Annotated in this window: 14 protein-coding genes and 1 pseudogene; 8 read left to right on the top strand and 7 right to left on the bottom strand. The window is 61.9% G+C overall.

The window, feature by feature from the left end:
• Positions 1 to 18: 18 nt before the first annotated feature.
• From K5Q02_RS04630 to K5Q02_RS04605, 6 genes and pseudogenes are all read left to right on the top strand, one after another.
• Positions 19 to 1,269, top strand: a complete 1,251-nt coding sequence (locus K5Q02_RS04630; protein ID WP_225836871.1) for a TolC family protein — start codon at positions 19 to 21, stop codon at positions 1,267 to 1,269.
• Positions 1,259 to 3,423, top strand: a pseudogene (locus K5Q02_RS04625) (type I secretion system permease/ATPase). Before K5Q02_RS04630 ends, K5Q02_RS04625 begins: the two are co-directional and overlap by 11 nt.
• A complete protein-coding gene (locus tag K5Q02_RS04620) occupies positions 3,410 to 4,588 on the top strand; it encodes an HlyD family efflux transporter periplasmic adaptor subunit (RefSeq protein ID WP_225836869.1) in 1,179 nt (392 codons plus the stop codon). The pseudogene K5Q02_RS04625 and the gene K5Q02_RS04620 overlap by 14 nt, the downstream one beginning before the upstream one ends.
• Positions 4,589 to 4,829: 241 nt before the next feature.
• Positions 4,830 to 5,297 (top strand): TadE/TadG family type IV pilus assembly protein, encoded by a 468-nt coding sequence (locus K5Q02_RS04615; RefSeq protein WP_225836866.1) that lies wholly within the window; start codon positions 4,830 to 4,832, stop codon positions 5,295 to 5,297.
• A 2-nt stretch (positions 5,298 to 5,299) separates the two neighbouring features.
• Positions 5,300 to 7,360 carry a pilus assembly protein TadG-related protein gene (locus K5Q02_RS04610; RefSeq protein ID WP_225836863.1) on the top strand — a complete coding sequence of 687 codons (2,061 nt, stop codon included), beginning with the start codon at positions 5,300 to 5,302 and terminating at the stop codon, positions 7,358 to 7,360.
• Between the two features lie 8 nt (positions 7,361 to 7,368).
• Entirely contained in the window at positions 7,369 to 7,917 is a 549-nt protein-coding gene (locus K5Q02_RS04605; protein ID WP_225836860.1) for a TadE/TadG family type IV pilus assembly protein, read from the top strand.
• Positions 7,918 to 7,923: 6 nt separating this feature from the next.
• On the opposite strand, the gene K5Q02_RS04600 is transcribed toward K5Q02_RS04605, so the two are convergent.
• The 6 genes from K5Q02_RS04600 to K5Q02_RS04575 form a co-directional block, all read right to left on the bottom strand.
• The gene (locus tag K5Q02_RS04600; protein ID WP_225836850.1) at positions 7,924 to 9,816 is read right to left on the bottom strand and encodes a PhoX family protein; all 1,893 of its coding nucleotides are present in this window, start codon (positions 9,814 to 9,816) and stop codon (positions 7,924 to 7,926) included.
• A gap of 364 nt (positions 9,817 to 10,180) precedes the next feature.
• Positions 10,181 to 11,026 (bottom strand): alpha/beta hydrolase, encoded by an 846-nt coding sequence (locus tag K5Q02_RS04595; RefSeq protein WP_225836848.1) that lies wholly within the window; start codon positions 11,024 to 11,026, stop codon positions 10,181 to 10,183.
• Positions 11,023 to 13,119 (bottom strand): TonB-dependent siderophore receptor, encoded by a 2,097-nt coding sequence (locus tag K5Q02_RS04590; protein ID WP_225836835.1) that lies wholly within the window; start codon positions 13,117 to 13,119, stop codon positions 11,023 to 11,025. Before K5Q02_RS04590 ends, K5Q02_RS04595 begins: the two co-directional genes overlap by 4 nt.
• A gap of 41 nt (positions 13,120 to 13,160) precedes the next feature.
• Positions 13,161 to 13,397: a hypothetical protein gene (locus tag K5Q02_RS04585; RefSeq protein WP_225836833.1), complete on the bottom strand. Its 237-nt coding sequence runs from the start codon at positions 13,395 to 13,397 to the stop codon at positions 13,161 to 13,163.
• A gap of 249 nt (positions 13,398 to 13,646) precedes the next feature.
• Positions 13,647 to 14,573, bottom strand: a complete 927-nt coding sequence (locus K5Q02_RS04580) for a DUF4880 domain-containing protein (protein ID WP_225836828.1) — start codon at positions 14,571 to 14,573, stop codon at positions 13,647 to 13,649.
• Positions 14,570 to 15,088 (bottom strand): sigma-70 family RNA polymerase sigma factor, encoded by a 519-nt coding sequence (locus tag K5Q02_RS04575; RefSeq protein ID WP_225836826.1) that lies wholly within the window; start codon positions 15,086 to 15,088, stop codon positions 14,570 to 14,572. The genes K5Q02_RS04580 and K5Q02_RS04575 overlap by 4 nt, the downstream gene beginning before the upstream one ends.
• A gap of 221 nt (positions 15,089 to 15,309) precedes the next feature.
• On the opposite strand from K5Q02_RS04575, the gene K5Q02_RS04570 reads away from it, so the two are divergent.
• Together K5Q02_RS04570 and map are read left to right on the top strand one after the other, a co-directional pair.
• Entirely contained in the window at positions 15,310 to 15,522 is a 213-nt protein-coding gene (locus tag K5Q02_RS04570; protein ID WP_225836815.1) for a ParD-like family protein, read from the top strand.
• Entirely contained in the window at positions 15,519 to 16,304 is a 786-nt protein-coding gene (gene map, locus K5Q02_RS04565) for a type I methionyl aminopeptidase (RefSeq protein WP_225836813.1), read from the top strand. Before K5Q02_RS04570 ends, map begins: the two co-directional genes overlap by 4 nt.
• A 118-nt stretch (positions 16,305 to 16,422) precedes the next feature.
• On the opposite strand, the gene K5Q02_RS04560 is transcribed toward map, so the two are convergent.
• Positions 16,423 to 17,079: a hypothetical protein gene (locus K5Q02_RS04560; RefSeq protein ID WP_225836811.1), complete on the bottom strand. Its 657-nt coding sequence runs from the start codon at positions 17,077 to 17,079 to the stop codon at positions 16,423 to 16,425.
• Positions 17,080 to 17,100: the final 21 nt, after the last annotated feature.

Genomic DNA, 17,100 nt, shown 5'->3' with positions numbered 1-17,100 from the left:
GGGAAGCCGTTGCGCAGTATGGATACACGTTGTTGTCACTGGGTCATGCGCGTCGCCTTCGCCCTGTGTTTGCCCGCCTCGGCGGCGGCCATGCCGGTCGATCAGGCGGTGCGCAGCGGGCTGGCCATTCACCCGCAAGTGCGTGCAGCGCTGTCTGAAGTCTCGCGCGCCGAAACCGAGGTGAAGATAGCCAGGGGCGGCTACCACCCATCGCTGTCACTCTCTGGCGGCCCTCAGGAATTCAACCTGGGCGAGACCGTCTACGACGTTACCGTCTCGCAGATGCTCTACGACTGGGGCCGTGTGGAAAGCCAGGTCGACACCGCCAAGGCAACGCAGCGCCAGCTCTCGGCCACCGCCGAAGTGACCCGCGAAGACGCCGCCCTGGATATCGTCGAAACCTACCTGGATGTACTGGTCGCCGACCGCCGCATCGACGCGGTACGCCGCCATATCCGTCTGCTCGACGACATCCGGGCGATGACCGAGGCGCGAGGTGCAGATGGCTATTCGGATCGCAGCGAACAGGATCGCGCCGGCCTGGAAATCTCCCGGGCCCAGGAGCAACTGGCCCTGGAAAAGGGCGCACGGCTCGATGCCGGCAACCAGTTCAACCTGCTGGTCGGAGCACTACCGGAGGGTCTTGCCGAGCCCCGGCCGCCCTCCATGCAGCGCTACCTGGCAACACGAGACCTGCCACGCATCATCAGCAGCTCGCCGCTTTATCAGCGCGCCGTGGAAGATACCAGCCTGGCCGAGGCCGAGCTGCGCGGCACCAAGGCGGCGCTGCTGCCGCAATTGAACCTGGAGGCCTCGGCGACGCGCCGGGAAATCGGCGGGCGCCTGCAGAACGATTCGATGGTCAACCTGCGCCTGCGCATGGACACCATCCAGGGGCTTTCCAATTTCCAGCGCCCCACTGCCGCCGCGCAGCGCCTGGAGTCGGCCAGTTGGGGGCAGGACGCCATCCTGCGTGACATCCGCCGCCAGTTGCAGAGCCTGTTCGATATCGGCGACTCCCTGCTCTGGCGCGAACATGCTCTCGCCGTGCAGGTGCGGGATTCGGAACAGGTCGGCGGCCTTTACCGTGAACAGTTCGAGGTCGGTCGCCGCGATGTGATCGACCTGCTTACCGTACAACGTGAACGCTTCGAGGCTGAGCGCCAGTTGATCGTGCTGCAGGTCGAACGCTTGCGCCTCGAGTACCGTGCCGCCGCGCAGATCGGTCTGCTCGGCCCCCTGTTGGAGAATGGCCTGAATGGATCCTGACAACCTGGCAACAGCGGGCAAGGGAGGCGATCAGGACCCACTGCGCCAGGGTCTGGTGTTGCTCTGCCGCCAGCTCGGCAGACCGGTGACAGGAGCCGAACTGGCCGATGGCATCGCCCTGGAGCAGGGCCGCCTGCCCCTGCGCATGGTCGCCCGCGCCCTGCGCCGTGCGGATATCGTCGCGCGGGTCGCCGAGGAGCCGCTCAAGCGGATCGACGATTACCTGCTGCCCGCCTTGCTGCTGCTCGAAGACGGACGCTGTGTGGTGCTGGTCAGCCAGCACGACGAACACGCCGAGATCCTCGTGCCCCATAGCGATGGCGGCGTACAACGCCTGACCATCGCCGACCTGCAGAGTATCTACAGCGGCATGGCGGTGTTCGCCAAATGCCGCTATCGCCCCGATGGCCGCGCCGAAGAATTCGCCAGCCCGACTCGCGAACACTGGTTCTACAGTGCGCTCAAGCGTCTGCGTCGCTCCTATGTCGAGGTAGCCGTAGCGGCCTTCATCGCCAACCTGCTGGCGATTGCCGCAGCGCTGTTCGCCATGCAGGTCTATGACCGCGTGGTGCCCAACGCTGCCTTCGACACCCTGTGGGTACTGGCCAGTGGCGTGGCCCTGGCTATCGTCCTGGAAAGCCTGCTGCGCGGTTTGCGCGCGCACTTGCTCAATACCCTTGGCAAACGTCTGGATCTGCAATTGTCGTCGCTGCTGTTCGAGCGGGTGCTCAATACCCGACTGGGCGCCAAACCCGCTTCGGTCGGCGCCTTCAGCACGCAGATTCGCGAGTTCGAGTCGGTACGCGAATTCTTCACCTCGTCTAGCGCGGCGGTGATCAGCGACCTACCCTTCGTGCTCATCTTTCTGCTGATCATCGCGCTGATCGGTGGGCATGTGGTCTGGGTGCCTGCGGTCGCCGCAGTGCTGATGGTGTTGCCCGGGCTGCTCGCTCAAGGTCGCCTGGCGCGGCTTTCCCGACAGAATCTGCGCGAGGGTGCAGTGAAGAACGGCATCCTTCTCGAATCCATCGAGCACCTGGAAACGGTCAAGGCCAGCCGCGCCGAAGGCCGCTGCATGCACCTGTGGGAAACCCTCACCGCGCAGCTGGCAGGCAGTGCCATGAAGACCCACAGCCTGACCTCGGCGCTCAGCTACGGGGTGAGCACGGTGCAACAGCTCTGCTACGTCGGCGTGGTGGTGTTCGGCGTGTACCGCATCAGCGATGGCTACCTGAGCATGGGTGCTCTGGTGGCCTGCTCGATTCTTTCCGCGCGAACCATCGCGCCGCTGTCACAGATCGCCAGCATTCTCGGCCGCTGGCAGCACACCAAGGTCGCCCTCGAAGGCCTCGACCAACTGATGACCGGATACCGGTGGAACGGCCCGCCGGCCAGCGCTTCGTACGCAAGGAAAACCTGGCAGGCGATTATCGTATTGAGCAGCTGCGCCTCAGCCACGATGACGCCCCGCCTATCGTCGACGTCAACGCCCTGAGCATTCGCGCAGGTGAGCGCATCGCCCTACTGGGCGGCAATGGCGCCGGCAAATCCACGCTGTTGCGCCTGCTCGCCGGGTTACTCGACCCCACTGCCGGGCGGGTGATGGTCGACGACATCAGCCTGACCCAGATCGACCCCGCGGATCGCCGCCGGCATATCGGTTACCTGCCTCAGGACATCGCCCTGTTCTACGGCACGCTGCGCGACAACCTCAATCTTGAAGGTGCTGCGGTCAGTGACGAGGAGCTGTTCGAAGCCCTCGACGGCGTCGGCCTGGGCGCCTGGGTGCGCAGCCACCCGCTGGGGTTGGACATGCCCATTCAGGGCAATGCCAGCCTGTCTGGCGGCCAGCGCCAGGCGGTCGGGCTGGTGCGCGTGCTGGTGCAGGATCCGCCCATCGTACTGCTCGACGAACCGACATCCTCGTTCGACCAGACCAGCGAAAAGCAGGTGGTCGAGTACCTGCAGCAGTGGATCACCGGGCGTACCCTGATTCTGGTCACCCACAAGAAGGTCATGCTCTCGCTGGTGGAGCGCGCCGTAGTGATGCGTCAGGGCCGGGTGATCATGGATGGCGCTCTGGATCAGGTGGTGCAGGACAACGTGGTGAACGCGCCAGCGGAAAACCGAGGAGGCAACCATGCCATCCAATGATCGCCTGCGCCGACAGCTCGAAGACCCGTTGCTGAGTGCCACCCACCCGCTGTTCCGGCCCCTGCTGTGGACGATTCTGGCTACCGTATTGTTGGCCATCGCGTGGGCTACCTGGGCCGAGCTCGATGAGGTGACGCGCGGTGATGGCCGCGTGGTGCCGTTCACCCGTATTCAGAAGATCCAGAGCCTGGAGGGCGGCATTCTCGATCGCCTGCTGGTCGGCGAAGGCGATCTGGTGGAGGTCGGGCAACCGTTGGTGCGGCTGGACGAAACGCGCTTTCGTACCTCGTTCCAGGAGTCGGCCAATCAGTCGGCGGCCATGCGCGCCACCATCGCACGCCTGGATGCCGAAGTGCTGGGCAAGGATCGCATCGCGTTCCCCGAGGATATCGACCCCGCGAGCCCCCTGGCCCGCTCCGAGCAGGAACTGTTCAAGTCGCGGCGCGACAAACTGCAGGATGGCGTCAGCGCCATCAACCGGCAGATACGCCTCTCGCAGCAGCAGCTGAACCTGGTCGAGCCGCTGGTGGCCAAACGTGCCGTGAGCCAGATGGAAGCGCTCAAGCTGAGCCAGGAGATCGCCACGCTCAACGGCAAACTCACCGAGCTGCGCAGCAGCTACTTTCAGGATGCTTACACCGAGCGGCAGAGCAAGAAGGCCGAACTCAGCGCCCTGGAGCCCATCGTCCAACAGCGGGAAGATCAACTACGCCGTACCGAGATCCTTTCACCGGTGCGCGGCCGGGTGAACACCGTGCTGATCAACACCCGAGGTGGGGTGATCCAGCCTGGCGAGCCGATCATGGAAGTGATCCCCGTGGAGGATCGGTTGCTGATCGAAGCGCGGATCAAACCCCGCGACGTGGCCTTCCTGGTGCCCGGCATGCCCACCAAGGTGAAGATCACCGCCTATGACTACAGCATCTACGGCTACCTGAACGGCACCCTGGAACAAATCAGCGCCGACACCATTGCCGAGGAAACGGCACAGGGCAAAGAGTTCTACTACGAAGTGCTGATCAAGACCGACGGCAGCCAGCTCAAGCGTCGCGATGAAATCCTGCCGATCATTCCGGGCATGGTGGCCGAGGTGGATATCCTCAGCGGCAAGCGCACGGTGCTCAACTATCTGCTCAGGCCGCTGCTGAAAGCGCAGCTTTACTGAGGGCCTGGCCAACACTCGCACGGCGGGTGAGGGTGCTTGGTGTTAGTCACAAAGTGCTATGGCGCCGTGCATATCCGCTTGCTATTACATATCTACTGGCAAGCCCTCTGTGTGTCATCGGCATCATCTCCCCGCCGACTTCATGTACAGGTGACCTGTGCCCAGCGGAACCAGCAGCTCGGGTTATACCCGCTGTATGTCCGCCGCATTGAGCGACTGCAACGGCGCGAGGATCAGGGAAGTGCCTCACTCTTCAGAAATACCTTCGGCTCACAAGCAGCGCGGTGCCGTCGCCGTCGAGTTTTCCATCGCCTTCATCATTTTCTTCCTGATTTTCTATGGCCTGGTGGGTTACAGCATTCCTTTCCTGCTTGGCGCTACCTACCAGGAGTTGGCCACCGAAGCCCTGCGCGATGCCATCCACTCGCCCGATACCCGCGCGCCCACGCCGGAACAACTCGCCCTCCATCAGCAGCGCGTGTTGCAGACAATGCGTAATTCCTGGCTGCCGGAGGCCTGGACGCAAACCTGCAACGGCTACGACGGCTTCCTGAAAACCGGCACGGTGTGGAGCGTGTGCGTACGCCACGGCAACCCTGAAAGCATCATGCCGCCGTTCTCCATCTTCGGCTGGAAGGTTCCACAGCTGCCCAGCGAGATACGCGGCGAAGCGACCATCCGCTTGTACAACGCAGGGTCGGGGAGCTGAGCATGAGGCGCATTCGATCCGATCTGCAGCGCCAGCGTGGTGCTTTCAGCATCCTCAGCGCCGCGACCCTGGTCATGGCGATCCTGTTTCTCGCCCTGGTGGTGGATAGCGGCCGCCTGTATCTGGAACAGCGCAAGCTACAGAAGCTCGCCGATACCGCAGCCCTGGAATCCATCTCCCGGCTTGAGTCGGGTAACTGCGCTCTCGATACCGCCAAGGCCCATCTCTATGCCCTCGAAAACGCCGCGTCCTACGGCTTTGTAGATGGGCTGACATCGTCCTGCGCGAGCATCGCGATCATCGACGGCCTGCGGGTACCGACAATCGATGCCGGTGGCAGAGCCGTCAGGGTCGTCACCAGCAGCCAGGTGCCTGCCAGCATCATCGTACGCACCGGTGGTCTGTTCGGCCTTCCCGGCAACTCCACCGTGAACCTGCAAGCCGTGGCGGTAGCCGAGAAAGACAGCGATCCGCTGACGGTATTCAGCGTCGGCGCCCAATTGCTCGACCTCAATGCCAACGGAGCGCTGCCAAGGCTACTGAAAGCCGCCGGGGCAGACATAAGCAGCCTGACGCTACTCGACTCCGAAGGCCTTGCGAATGCTCAGGTGACACCGGGCGAATTACTAAAAGCGCTTGGGGTGGAGGTTGGCATCAATCAATTAAAAGCGCTTACGCCAGAGGGATTGGCAGAATTAGTGGGTACCAAAGTCAATGCGGTCGGCATTCAAAAGCTGATCGATGTATCTGCAAAGCTGGTGACTCATAACGAGGCGTTGGCTGCTGATATCAGAGCGCTTGGTAGCGAGCTGGCCAACTCTACGTTGAAGGACGCCACGGTCAATCTGCTGGCGACCGATGAACGTCCCGGACTGTTGAAGCTCGTCACCGGGCCGGGCCGGGCCGTCGGGTCAGCATTGGATGCCAAACTCGCGCTTGGTGACGTGTTATCCACAGGCCTGATGACTGCCGTTCAGGGGCGCGGTTTGCTGGTGGATCAACTGAATCTTCTCGGGCTGGTGAAGGTGGAGCTTGGCGTAGTAGAACCCCCGGCCATCGGTATCGGCCCTCTAGGAACGACAGCATTCAACGCACAGACTCGCGTGCACATCAATATCGACAGCACGGGTGTTCCTCTAGCCAGCTCGCTGCTCAATATATTGGGCACCTCGATCAAGCTACCCATCATCCTCGACTTGGTGAGTGCCAGGGGCGAAGTGACGGATATCAACTGCTCTCTGGCAGAGCCGGAGGCGACCATCGAAGTCGAGTCCACGGTCGGCAATATCTGTATCGGCAATATGCCCAGCGGCACGCTATGGTCGACCCGCGCCAGTTGCACCGAATCAAACCTAGAGGACGCCAGCATTCTCAGGCTGCTGAACACCGACCTGATCAAGGGCAAGGCTGCAGTGCCACTGATTGGCACCGGCACCAATCCTGTTCGAGATGAGGTGACGCTAGCCGTGGACGAGTCCGATATAACCCAAGTCAATCAGTTGAAGATTGGCGACTCGATCGCCAACCTGCTTTCACAGGTCACCAGAATGATAGGGCTCGGGGTGCCAAAGGGGTCGGACGGCTCTCCAGGCTTTACCGCCGCCCAGGCTGCTCAGATCGCGGATAAATACCTCGCGGCTTACAGCAGCAAGGATGCCATTCGAGCGGCCATGAAAGCGGATGGGCTTAACTGGCCCAGACCCGTGCTGCTTTTACTGGATACGACGATGCCCGATGAGTGGCACAGTAAATTGAGTCTTATCAACTGCGCCACCAACAAGACTCGCTGTCGCGATGAACTGATTATCTCTTTGCAGACAAAAGCTCAGGGAGGGCTGCTGAACAGCGTCCTGACGGGCCTCGCCACCGCGCTCGGCCTGAGCAGTAACTCCCAGCCCTTGCTACTCACCATCCTGAATCCTGTGCTCGATCTGCTAAAACCACTGCTCAACTCCGTGGGCAGCGCGGTCAGCAGTCTGCTAACCAGCCTTGGCCTGGAACTGGGCAAAAGCGAAATCAAAGTCCACAGCATCAGCTGCGGCATCCCGCGCCTGGTTCAGTGAGGTGTGATGTGAAACGCAGCAAACGAAAAACCCAGCAAGGCGCCGTGGCCATCGAATTCGCCATGCTGTTCGGCGTGTTTTTCGTGGTGGTCTACGGGATCATCGCCTACAGCATTCCCATGCTGCTGATGCTGACCTTCAAGCAGGTCAGCGCCGATGCCGCCCGCGCCACCCTGCAGGTCGACCCCGGCAACGCCGCCTACACCCAGTTGCTCAGCCGGGAAGTCACCCGTGTGGTGGAACGCAGCTGGCTGCCGGACAGCTGGCTGGGTGGCAACTGCCCACCACCGGAGCAGGATGCCGCCGGTTTCAGCTGGACCAGCCTGCCCGGCCAGAATGGCCACCCCTCGTATGGCAATATCGCCCTCGATGCCCGCGACCCCAGCGCACCACGCTACGTGCTGCACGTGTGCCTGCAACGCCTCTACAACCACGAGGGCGCCAGCGATCAGAGGGCCATCGTGCCTACCCTGAGGTTGCTCGGTATCAGTATTCCCAGCCTCCCGGAGGAAGGCGGCAATGTGGTGATACGCGGCGCCACGACGGTTACCCTCTAAACAACGTCAGGCGCCGATCACGCCGCCATCGTCACGGCTGATGACCATCACCGAGGAGCGTGGATAGACACCGGGACGATGATCCGGGAAGGTCGAGCCGCCCTCTTCACCGGGATGCTGAATGCCCACGAACATGGTTTTGTAGTCCGGCGAAAAGGCCAGCCCTGTCACCTCGCAGCCCACCGGGCCAACCATGAAACGGCGGATCTCGCCTGTTTTGGGGTCGGCACAAAGCATCTGGTTGTTGCCCATGCCGGCGTAGTCACCCTTGTTGCTGTACTTGCCGTCAGTCTGGATCCAAAGGCGACCGCCGCCGTCAAAGCCGACACCATCCGGGCTATTGAACATGTTGTCGGCATTGATCGCATGGCTACCAGCCTGAGCCGTACCGGCATGCACAACGGGGTTGCCGGCGACCACGAACAGATCCCATTCGAAATCCGCCGCGGCCGCATCGTCACCGTGCTCGCGCCAGCGCAGGATCTGCCCGTACAGGTTGTTGGCTCGCGGGTTCGGACCGCCGACCGGCTGACCCTCCTCGCCACGCTTGCTGTTGTTGGTCAGGGTGCAGTAGACCTGGCCGTCCTGCGGGCTGACGGTGATCCACTCCGGGCGATCCATCCGCGTGGCGCCGACCTGAGTACCCGCCTGACGTGCACGAATCACCACGTCGGCCTGGCTGGCGAAGCCCTTCTCGGCGCTCAGGCCGTTCTTGCCCGCCGTCAGCTCGATCCAGCGGCCACGACCTTTGGGATGATCGGCATTGCCGTTACCTTCGTCGAAACGCGCCACATACAGCGTGCCATGGTCGAGTAGATGACGATTGGCCTTGGCATTACCGCGATCGAGGCGATCACGGGTGATGAATTTGTAGATGAACTCACCACGCTCGTCGTCGCCCATGTAGACCACCACGCGACCATCGCGGGTGGTCGTCAGAGCAGCGTTCTCATGCTTGAAACGGCCAAGGGCGGTGCGCTTGATCGGTTTGGCTTGCGGGTCGAACGGATCGATTTCGACGATCCAGCCATGGCGGTTCAACTCGTTGGGCGTCTTCGCCACATCGAAACGCGGATCGAAGTGGTGCCATTCGTTTTCCGCGCTGGCATGCAGCACGCTGAAGCGCTTCTGATCGGCAGTGAACTGCAGGCCTGCATCGCTGCTGCCGAAGCAGTCGCTGAAGTTCTCTTCACAGGTCAGGTAGGTGCCCCAGGGGGTCTGGCCGCTGGAACAGTTCTGGAAGGTACCGAGAACCTCGATGCCAGCCGGGTCGGCGGCGGTCTTGAGCAGCTCGTGGCCACGTGCCGGGCCGCTGACGTCCATCGGCAGGTTGCCATGCACCCGGCGGTTGTAAGGCGAGCCCTGAACGAACGCCCAGCCACTGGCACCGCGACGCACTTCGATCACCGTCACGCCCTCGGCATTCTGCGCCTTGCGCACGTCCTCGGCGGATTTCGGCAAACCGCCGTGAACCAGCAGGTAGCGGTAATTGACGTATTCATTGTTGATGGCCATCAACGCGCGATCCGCGTCGCCCGGCCAGGGAAAGAAACTCATGCCATCGGTGTTGTCACCGAACTGCTGCAGTTGCTCGGCTGCAGTGTTGCTGCCATCGCCCTTGAACGCCGGGCCACTGGCATGCAGCGGCTGGCCCCAACTGATCAATGTGCTGAACGAATAACCGGGCGGCAAGGTGATGGTATCGGCCGCGGACGCAGCAATGTTGTTGAAGCCGAGCAGCGGGCTGCCGACCGTTGCACTGATCGAGTCGGCCAACACGCTACGGCCCAGCAGACCACCACCGAGAAACAATGCGGCGCCAGTCAGCGCGCCTGCGCCGATGAAACGGCGTCGGGAAAGGGTCAAACGTTCAAGGTCAGTCAATTGATCGTCATGCATCACGGTGCTCCTGCTTTCTTCTGATGCGCAGGGACGCTATGTCACTAACATGACGATTGGATGACGAGTGGTTGCAGCGCGTGTCTGGCCACGGCGAAGTTATCGACAGGCAGGGTGATGTTCACAATTACCGTGACTTAGTCTGTGGATAACCTGGTAGCTCTCAGCCACAGGCCATATGAAACAAGCGCTCCAGGGATCTGTACAGAATCTGACCAGCAAACGTTCTTTATTCACAGGGTCTCTGGATAAATCTCGTGGGTACCTGTGCATAAGTCTGAAAAGCTCTTGTATTCAGTGGCCTGCACAGCATTGGATACTTTTTGAACAGCCTGCATCGCCACCCAAGCGGCTATGTCTAGAATCAAAACCGCCGTGTGCTGATCAACTCGTCCAGCACCCGCGAAGCCACCCGAAACACTATCGACGTGTGATCCTCGCCTGCTTCTACATGGAAATCGCTACGCAGCCCGTACTGCGACAGACCTTGCAGGCGCAGCTGCAGGGCGCGGGCATCCTGAATGCCCTGGGGCGCTTCGCGATCCCCTATCAACAGCGTCAGGCTGCTGTGGATAAGATCCAGCTGACCTGCGTGGGCCCGTTTGAAGAAAGCCTGCTCATGCTCCAGCAGGTAGCGATCACGCCACCATAGACTCGGGCTGATCGCCACCACGTGCTGGAACAAGGCGGGGCGGGTGAACAGCGTATAGATGCCAAACATCCCGCCAAAGGAATGGCCGACCAGGCTGCGCTGATCCTGATCGACCTTGAAGCGCTCGGCGACCCTGGGCATCAGGCGTTTCTCGATAAAGTCGAGAAACAGATCCTGCCCACCCTGGGGTGGCGTGTTGCGCTCGGCCGATTGCGGCGGCGACAGGTCGAACGCGCGGCGCTCGAAGTCCAGGGGCGTGTCGCTCGGGTAACCGATGGCCACCAGAATCGACCCGCGCAGCCGCTCCTGAGCACGCTTGGCGGCATGCAAGGCCGGGAAGTAGGCATTGCCGTCGAGCAGGTAGATCACCGGGTAGCCGCCGGTGTACGGCACATCGCCCTCCGGCTGGCTGATCATGATGCGGTACTCGCGCCCTTCGGCGCTTTTCATCATCCATTGCTCGGTACCGTCCAGCGCCACCGGCTCGGCCTGGGCGACCGCCAGGCTGCCCAGCAGTAGCGCGCTCAGCAAGGCACGCCGCCAACCTGCTGCGATCACCAGTTGTAGCTCAGGCTGGTGACCACGCTGCGCGCTTCGCCGCGGTAGCAATTGCTGTCCTGGCAATTGATGTAGCGCTTGTCGGTCAGGTTGCGGGCATTGAGGGCGAGGCGCACGCCATCCAGGCCACCGCCGAAGTCGTAGTGCACACCGGCATCGATCAGGGTGTAGGCCTCGTTCTTCAGGGTGTTGTCGCCGTTGCCGTAGGTGCTGCCGGTATAACGCGCACCGCCCGACACGCCGAGTCCGAACGGCAGACGGTAATCCAGCCAGAGTGATGCCATGTGACGCGGCACGTTCTTCGGCGCCTTGCCCTGATAGTCACTGTCCTTGGTGACTTCGGCGTCGTTGAAGCTGTAGCTGGAGGTCATTCGCAGGTTATCGCTCAGGTCGGAAACTGCTTCCAGTTCGAGGCCGCGAGAAACCTGCTCGCCAGTCTGAACCTGAAAGCTGCTGTTTGCCGGATCCCGCGTCACCACGTTGGTTTGTGTCAGGTGGTACAACGAGGCCGTGAGCAGGGTGCTGCTGCCCGGCGGCTGATACTTGAGGCCAATCTCGTACTGTTCGCCCTCGCTCGGCTCGAACAGTTTGCCAACGGAGTCGGAACCGCTCTGCGGCAGGAACGAAGTCGCATAGCTGGCGTAAGGGGCAAGGCCGTTGTCGAACAGATAGAGCGCACCTAGCGATCCGGTAGTAGCCGAATTGCTGGTCTTGCTGTTGACGTCTACGCCGAACTGGTCGCCATTGGAGCGCGCATGCACCCAGTCACGACGTAGCCCAGCGGACAGGCGCCAGCGATCGAGCTCGATCTGATCCTGCAGGTACATGCCTGCACGGTGCTCAAGGCCGTCCCTATCAACCAGAATGTTGTCCGGGTCAGAGATCGGCTGATGGTAGTCAGGCGCATCGAGATCAAGCGACGGAGCAGCACCCGTGGCATACACCAGGGCCGTGTCGAGCCAGGCGTAGTCCACCCCACTAACCACGGTGTGCTGCAGATTACCGGTGGCGAAACGGCTCACCAGACGAGTATCTGTGGATAACGTGGACATATCCTCGTAGCTGCCGGCGGTGCTGCGAGGAAGAATGTTGTCGACGCTAACCGGCCCAACATCCAGGTACTGATTGGTGGTATCCAACTGACCGTAACGCAGGTTCTGCTGCAGGCTGAAGGTCTCGTTGAAGGCGTGCTCGAACTCGTAGCCGATCGACCACTTGCGCTGCTCGAGCTTGTCGAAGTACTCGTCGCCCTGCCAGATATTGGTGAGGTGGCCGCCATCCTGATAGAGCATCGGCGACGCAGCCGTCTGCCGTTCCTGATACTGGGCCAGCAGCGTCAGGCTGGTATCCGGGTCGATCTGCCAGCTCAGCGAAGGCGCCAGCAGGCGCGTGTTGTTGTCCATCTGCTCGATGGAATACTCGGCATCACGATAGATGCCCACAGTGCGGAAAAGTACATCGCCCTCTTCATCCAGCTTGCCGCCGATGTCGAACTGGCCCTGCCGGTGGTCGTAGCTGCCGGCCTGCACCTCGACCTGGTTTTTCGCCAACAGGCTAGGCCGCTTGCTCACCCGATTGACCATGCCACCGGGGCTTATCTGTCCGTAAAGCACGGATGCCGGGCCTTTGAGCACCTCGATGCGCTCCAGGCTGTAGGCCTCGATGGAAGGCAAGGCTAACCAACCACTGCCAGCCTGACGCAGACCATCCAGAAAATCGGCGGACTGGGTGGTCTCAAAACCACGCACGTTGATGGTGTCGAACCGCGGATCCAGGCCCGAGCCGCCAACTCGCACGCCTGCCGTATAGGCGACCGCATCCTCGACCCGGTTGACCTTGCGATCGGCGATCTGCTCGGCCGTCACCACGCTGATGCTCTGGGCGGTTTCCAGGATCGGCCGGTCGCTCTTGGTCGCACTGCTGGCGTTGCTGGCGAAGTAACCGCCCGCCGGCTCGAAGGCACTCTGCGTCGCTGCGGCTTCGATGCTGGTGGCGTCGAGCTGCACACTGGATTCGGTTTTGCCCGGCAGCACCACGTACCCCGATGTGGTCTTGCGGGCGACCAAGCCACTGCCGCTGAGCAGCGTCGCCAACCCTTCCTCCAGCGAGCCGCCACCGGAAAGGCCCGGGCTACTCAGGCCGCGACCACATCGGGGGAATACGACAGGGTGATGCCCGCACGTTCGGCGAAAGCACTCAACGCCTGCTCCAGCGGCCCAGCCGCGATGCTCGGCGCGACGGCAGCGATAACTGGCGAGGCAGCCTGCACGGTGAGGCTCGCCGTGCCGCCGAGCAAGGCCAGCGCCAGGCAGATGGCACCCGACAATGTACGAGGCTGAGGCTGAAACGGCAGGGGGCTGGCAGAACGCATGACAGTATCCATTGAGAGAGTGATTCCCTCTAACCGGGCGAGCCGGAAAAGTCCGACAGGTTATTTCGCAAGACGCTCGCTGCATCGGCGCCTATAAGGCGAGAGCGGCCGGTCGCGATCTCGTGGGAGGGGCTTTAGCCAAGAGCTCTTTGCTCTTCAATAGAGCTCGCGGCTAAAGCCCCTCCTACAAAAAGAAAGCTCTGCATCCACCGTCCGCTTCTGCCTTCAAACAGCCACTCGCGATCCGCCTCAGGCCACCGGCATCACCCGTACCCACCAGCGCGTACGCTCGACGATCCTCACCGGCAGCAGGTGGGTGATGTTGCGCAACATCACTTCCGGCTCGTCCAGGCGGAAAACTCCGGAAAGATGTAGATCGGCCACGGCGGCATCGCAGCCCAGCCACCCCTTTCGATAGCGCCCCGCTTCGGCCAGGAAGTCGGCCAGACGAATGTCGCTGACCACCAGCAGACCGCGTGCCCAGGCAAAGGGGTCTATAGATCCTTGACCGAGGGTGGTCGTGCCGGCTGCTGACACACCGACCCCATCGCCAACCCGCAGCCGCAACTGGCCGGTTGCGGTGGACACCAGCACTTCGCCGCGCTGCACCCGAATCTCACTGTAATCGTCACGCTCGCGCAGCAGCACGCTGGCATCGCGGCCCTGGCACGTAGCGAAACGGCAGCGCGCGTGCCAGTCCGCGCCCTCCACCAATGCTTCACCAGCGCGCAGGATCAACTCCTGCCCCTCTACATCCAAAGCGCTGCCGGTATTGAGCACCACCTCGGCAGCCGCGCCCAGGCTGATGCGCCGACGCTCACCCGTCGCAGTGGCGAAGTCGGCCCGCCAGGTGGGCGAGGTCTGCGTCACCAACAGCGTGGCACCGCCCGCCACCAGGCCGAAACCAAGTAACTTCAGCGTGCGTCGCCGGCCCAGGTCGGCTTCGGCACGGCGCAATAAGGGGATGGTGTACGCCGCATCCGGCAGCTGGCTTGCCTGGAATAGCCCACCCATCTGCTGCAGGCGCTGCCAAGCCAGTCGATGACGCGCATCGCGCCCCAACCATTCCTGCAGTTGCTCATGTACCTCGCCACCAGCGTGATCGCGCAGACGCATCTGCCATTCAATGGCCGCGCATACGATGGCCTCAGGTAAACGCTCGGCGGCTACGCTCATAGCGCTGCCTCGAAGCAGCCCCGGTAACAGTGCAACAAAGCGCTGGCCACGTGCCGCTCGACGGTACGGCTGGAAATGCCCAGTTGCTCGGCAATCTGTTGATGGGTCAGGCCGCTGAGCTGATAGAGCAGGAAGGCCTCGCGTATGGCGGGCTTGAGGCCGTCGAGCAAGGCGGCGATTCGCTCCAGGCACTCTAGCGCTTCGTGGCGTACTTCCGGCGACGGGTGACTGGCTTCGGGCAACTGTGCCAATGCGTCGAGGTAGGCACGCTCCAGCGCATCACGTCGCCAATGGTCGATCACCAGGCCGCGGGCGACACGAACCAGCAACGCGCGTGGTGCGCGATCACTGATCGGCTTGCCACGCGTCAGCAGCCGCACGAAGGTGTCCTGAGCCAGATCCGCTGCCTGCTGCGAACAGCCGAGCGAACGCCGCAGCCAGCCACTTAGCCAGCAGTGGTGCGTGCCGTAGAGAACATCGAGCGGAACGATGGAATCCGTTTCAGGTAGCGACATGGACGCCCTCCGAGGCCGACAAGCGCAAACAACAGCGTGGATATGCTGGCGACCGCGCACATTATTCGCGAATCGTTCTTATTACAACCACTGACGTAGATCAGCCGACGGGTAGAGTCAGGAAATACGGCCCAGTGCGCGATCCGTCCGGTAGCACGGCAATGGCAGAGATTCGAGCGCTGATATATGATCCATATACATTTCGTATATCAGGAGCACCCATGGGCATCGTCAACATCGAAGACGAGCTGCACGATCAGATTCGTAAGGCGAGCAGCGTGTCGTGCCGCTCGATCAACGCCCAGGCCGGCTTCTGGATCCGCATCGGCATGTTGTGCGAGATGAACCCGACGCTGAGTTTCAACGAAGTGATCGCCGCAGAGATGCGCGCTGCCGGTGTGGTGCCCCCTCGCCATGTGGAAGCAGCGGTATGATCAAGAAGCCGGAAGAGATCGCCCTCATGGCGGAATCCGGCAGGCTGCTGGCATCCGTATTCAGCCATTTGGATAGCCTCAGTCTGCTGGGCATGTCGACCCTGCAGGTCAACGACCTTGTGGATAACTTTATCGTCCAGCAGCTCCAGGCCCGCCCTGCCAGCAAGGGGCAGTACGGCTATGCCTATGCGCTGAACGCCTCACGCAACGAGGTGGTGTGTCACGGCGTACCCAGTGCCGGCGAGACTCTACAAAGCGGTGACCTGGTGAACTTCGATATCACCCTGGAGAAGAACGGCTACATCGCCGACTCCAGCAAAACCTACCTGATCGGCGACGTTTCTCCACAGGCCCGGCAGCTTGCCGCAGTTACCTATGAAGCAATGTGGAAAGGCATCCAAGCCGTGCGCCCGGGCGGCCGGCTGGGCGATATCGGTCACGCTATCGAAAAGCACGCCCGAGCCCACGGCTACTCGGTGGTGCGCGAGTACTGCGGGCATGGCATCGGCAAGGAAATGCACGAGCCGCCGGAGGTGCTGCACTGGGGCAAAGCAAAAACCGGCCTGACCCTGCGCGAAGGCATGGTTTTCACCATCGAACCGATGATCAACCAAGGCCAGCCTGGGGTGCGTACCGAACGCGATGGCTGGACCGTCGTAACCCGTGATGGCCAGCTGTCGGCGCAGTTCGAACACACCGTAGCGGTTACCGGTGATGGTGTACGCGTGTTGACGCTGCGTCCTGAGGAACATCACTTACTGTCAGCTGACATTCACAAATGAGTGCTCCCTTGCGGAGCACTCATTGTATAGGAGCCCCTTTGGCATTTCGGGCTGGCACCACGCATACGCTTCCAGGGCTCGCGCTCATCCCTTTCGCTGAAAGCTGCTGGCTCACCAGTCAATCCGCCGCAGGTGCTCCGTAACGCCAGCGCGTGTAGTGATGCAGGGTCAACAAGCCGCAGATGACCATCAGCGGAATCAGCAGCACGCCCGAGATTATCGCGCCCCACCAGGCAACGCCCGATTGCCAGGTCTGCCCCTTGCCTTGCGCCACCACCACCAGCCGCGTGGCTACTTCAGCAAAGCGTGCATCGGGTGTCAGCACGTTCACCTGAAGGCGATAGTCCCCAGGCTCCATGGGAATGCGCGCTACGGCACGAGTAATCTCGTCACTGCCATAGCTGGTTAACTCTTGCCCTACGTCTCCCTGCCCTTCGGACACCCGCTCACCTGCCGGAGTCAGCAGCTTCCAGGCCACCGTCATCGGCGCTGGCGGATACTCGACCCACTGCTCATTTTCCCAGATCGGCCCGCCAGACAGCTTGCGCACCGTATACAGCGGCAGCTCACCGGTAGAAAACACCACAGCCAAGGTATCGAACTCGAGGGTTCGAACCTTGACCGGAAATTCCAGGGTGCTGTCCTGGTCGAGCCGTACCGGCACATCCAGCGGAAGCGTCGTCGCCCAAACAGAGAACAAACGAAGCGTGACAACCAACAGCAACAGGCTTAACCCCATGCTGGCCCAGAGAATCGCTTTGCTCTTGTGACTCAATGCTCGACTCCTTAACGACCG

The sequence above is a fragment of the Pseudomonas sp. MM211 genome (genome assembly GCF_020386635.1).
Taxonomy (GTDB): Bacteria; Pseudomonadota; Gammaproteobacteria; order Pseudomonadales; family Pseudomonadaceae; genus Aquipseudomonas.
This window is presented reverse-complemented; position numbering and strand designations above follow the sequence as displayed.

Bases quoted from the DNA above. Each gene is read 5' to 3' on its own strand.
- K5Q02_RS04630 (WP_225836871.1), top strand. From the start codon at position 19: ATGGATACACGTTGTTGTCACTGGGTCATGCGCGTCGCCTTCGCCCTG.
- K5Q02_RS04620 (WP_225836869.1), top strand. From the start codon at position 3,410: ATGCCATCCAATGATCGCCTGCGCCGACAGCTCGAAGACCCGTTGCTG.
- K5Q02_RS04610 (WP_225836863.1), top strand. From the start codon at position 5,300: ATGAGGCGCATTCGATCCGATCTGCAGCGCCAGCGTGGTGCTTTCAGC.
- K5Q02_RS04600 (WP_225836850.1), bottom strand. From the start codon at position 9,816: ATGCATGACGATCAATTGACTGACCTTGAACGTTTGACCCTTTCCCGA.
- K5Q02_RS04585 (WP_225836833.1), bottom strand. From the start codon at position 13,397: ATGCGTTCTGCCAGCCCCCTGCCGTTTCAGCCTCAGCCTCGTACATTG.
- K5Q02_RS04580 (WP_225836828.1), bottom strand. From the start codon at position 14,573: ATGAGCGTAGCCGCCGAGCGTTTACCTGAGGCCATCGTATGCGCGGCC.
- K5Q02_RS04575 (WP_225836826.1), bottom strand. From the start codon at position 15,088: ATGTCGCTACCTGAAACGGATTCCATCGTTCCGCTCGATGTTCTCTAC.
- K5Q02_RS04570 (WP_225836815.1), top strand. From the start codon at position 15,310: ATGGGCATCGTCAACATCGAAGACGAGCTGCACGATCAGATTCGTAAG.
- map (WP_225836813.1), top strand. From the start codon at position 15,519: ATGATCAAGAAGCCGGAAGAGATCGCCCTCATGGCGGAATCCGGCAGG.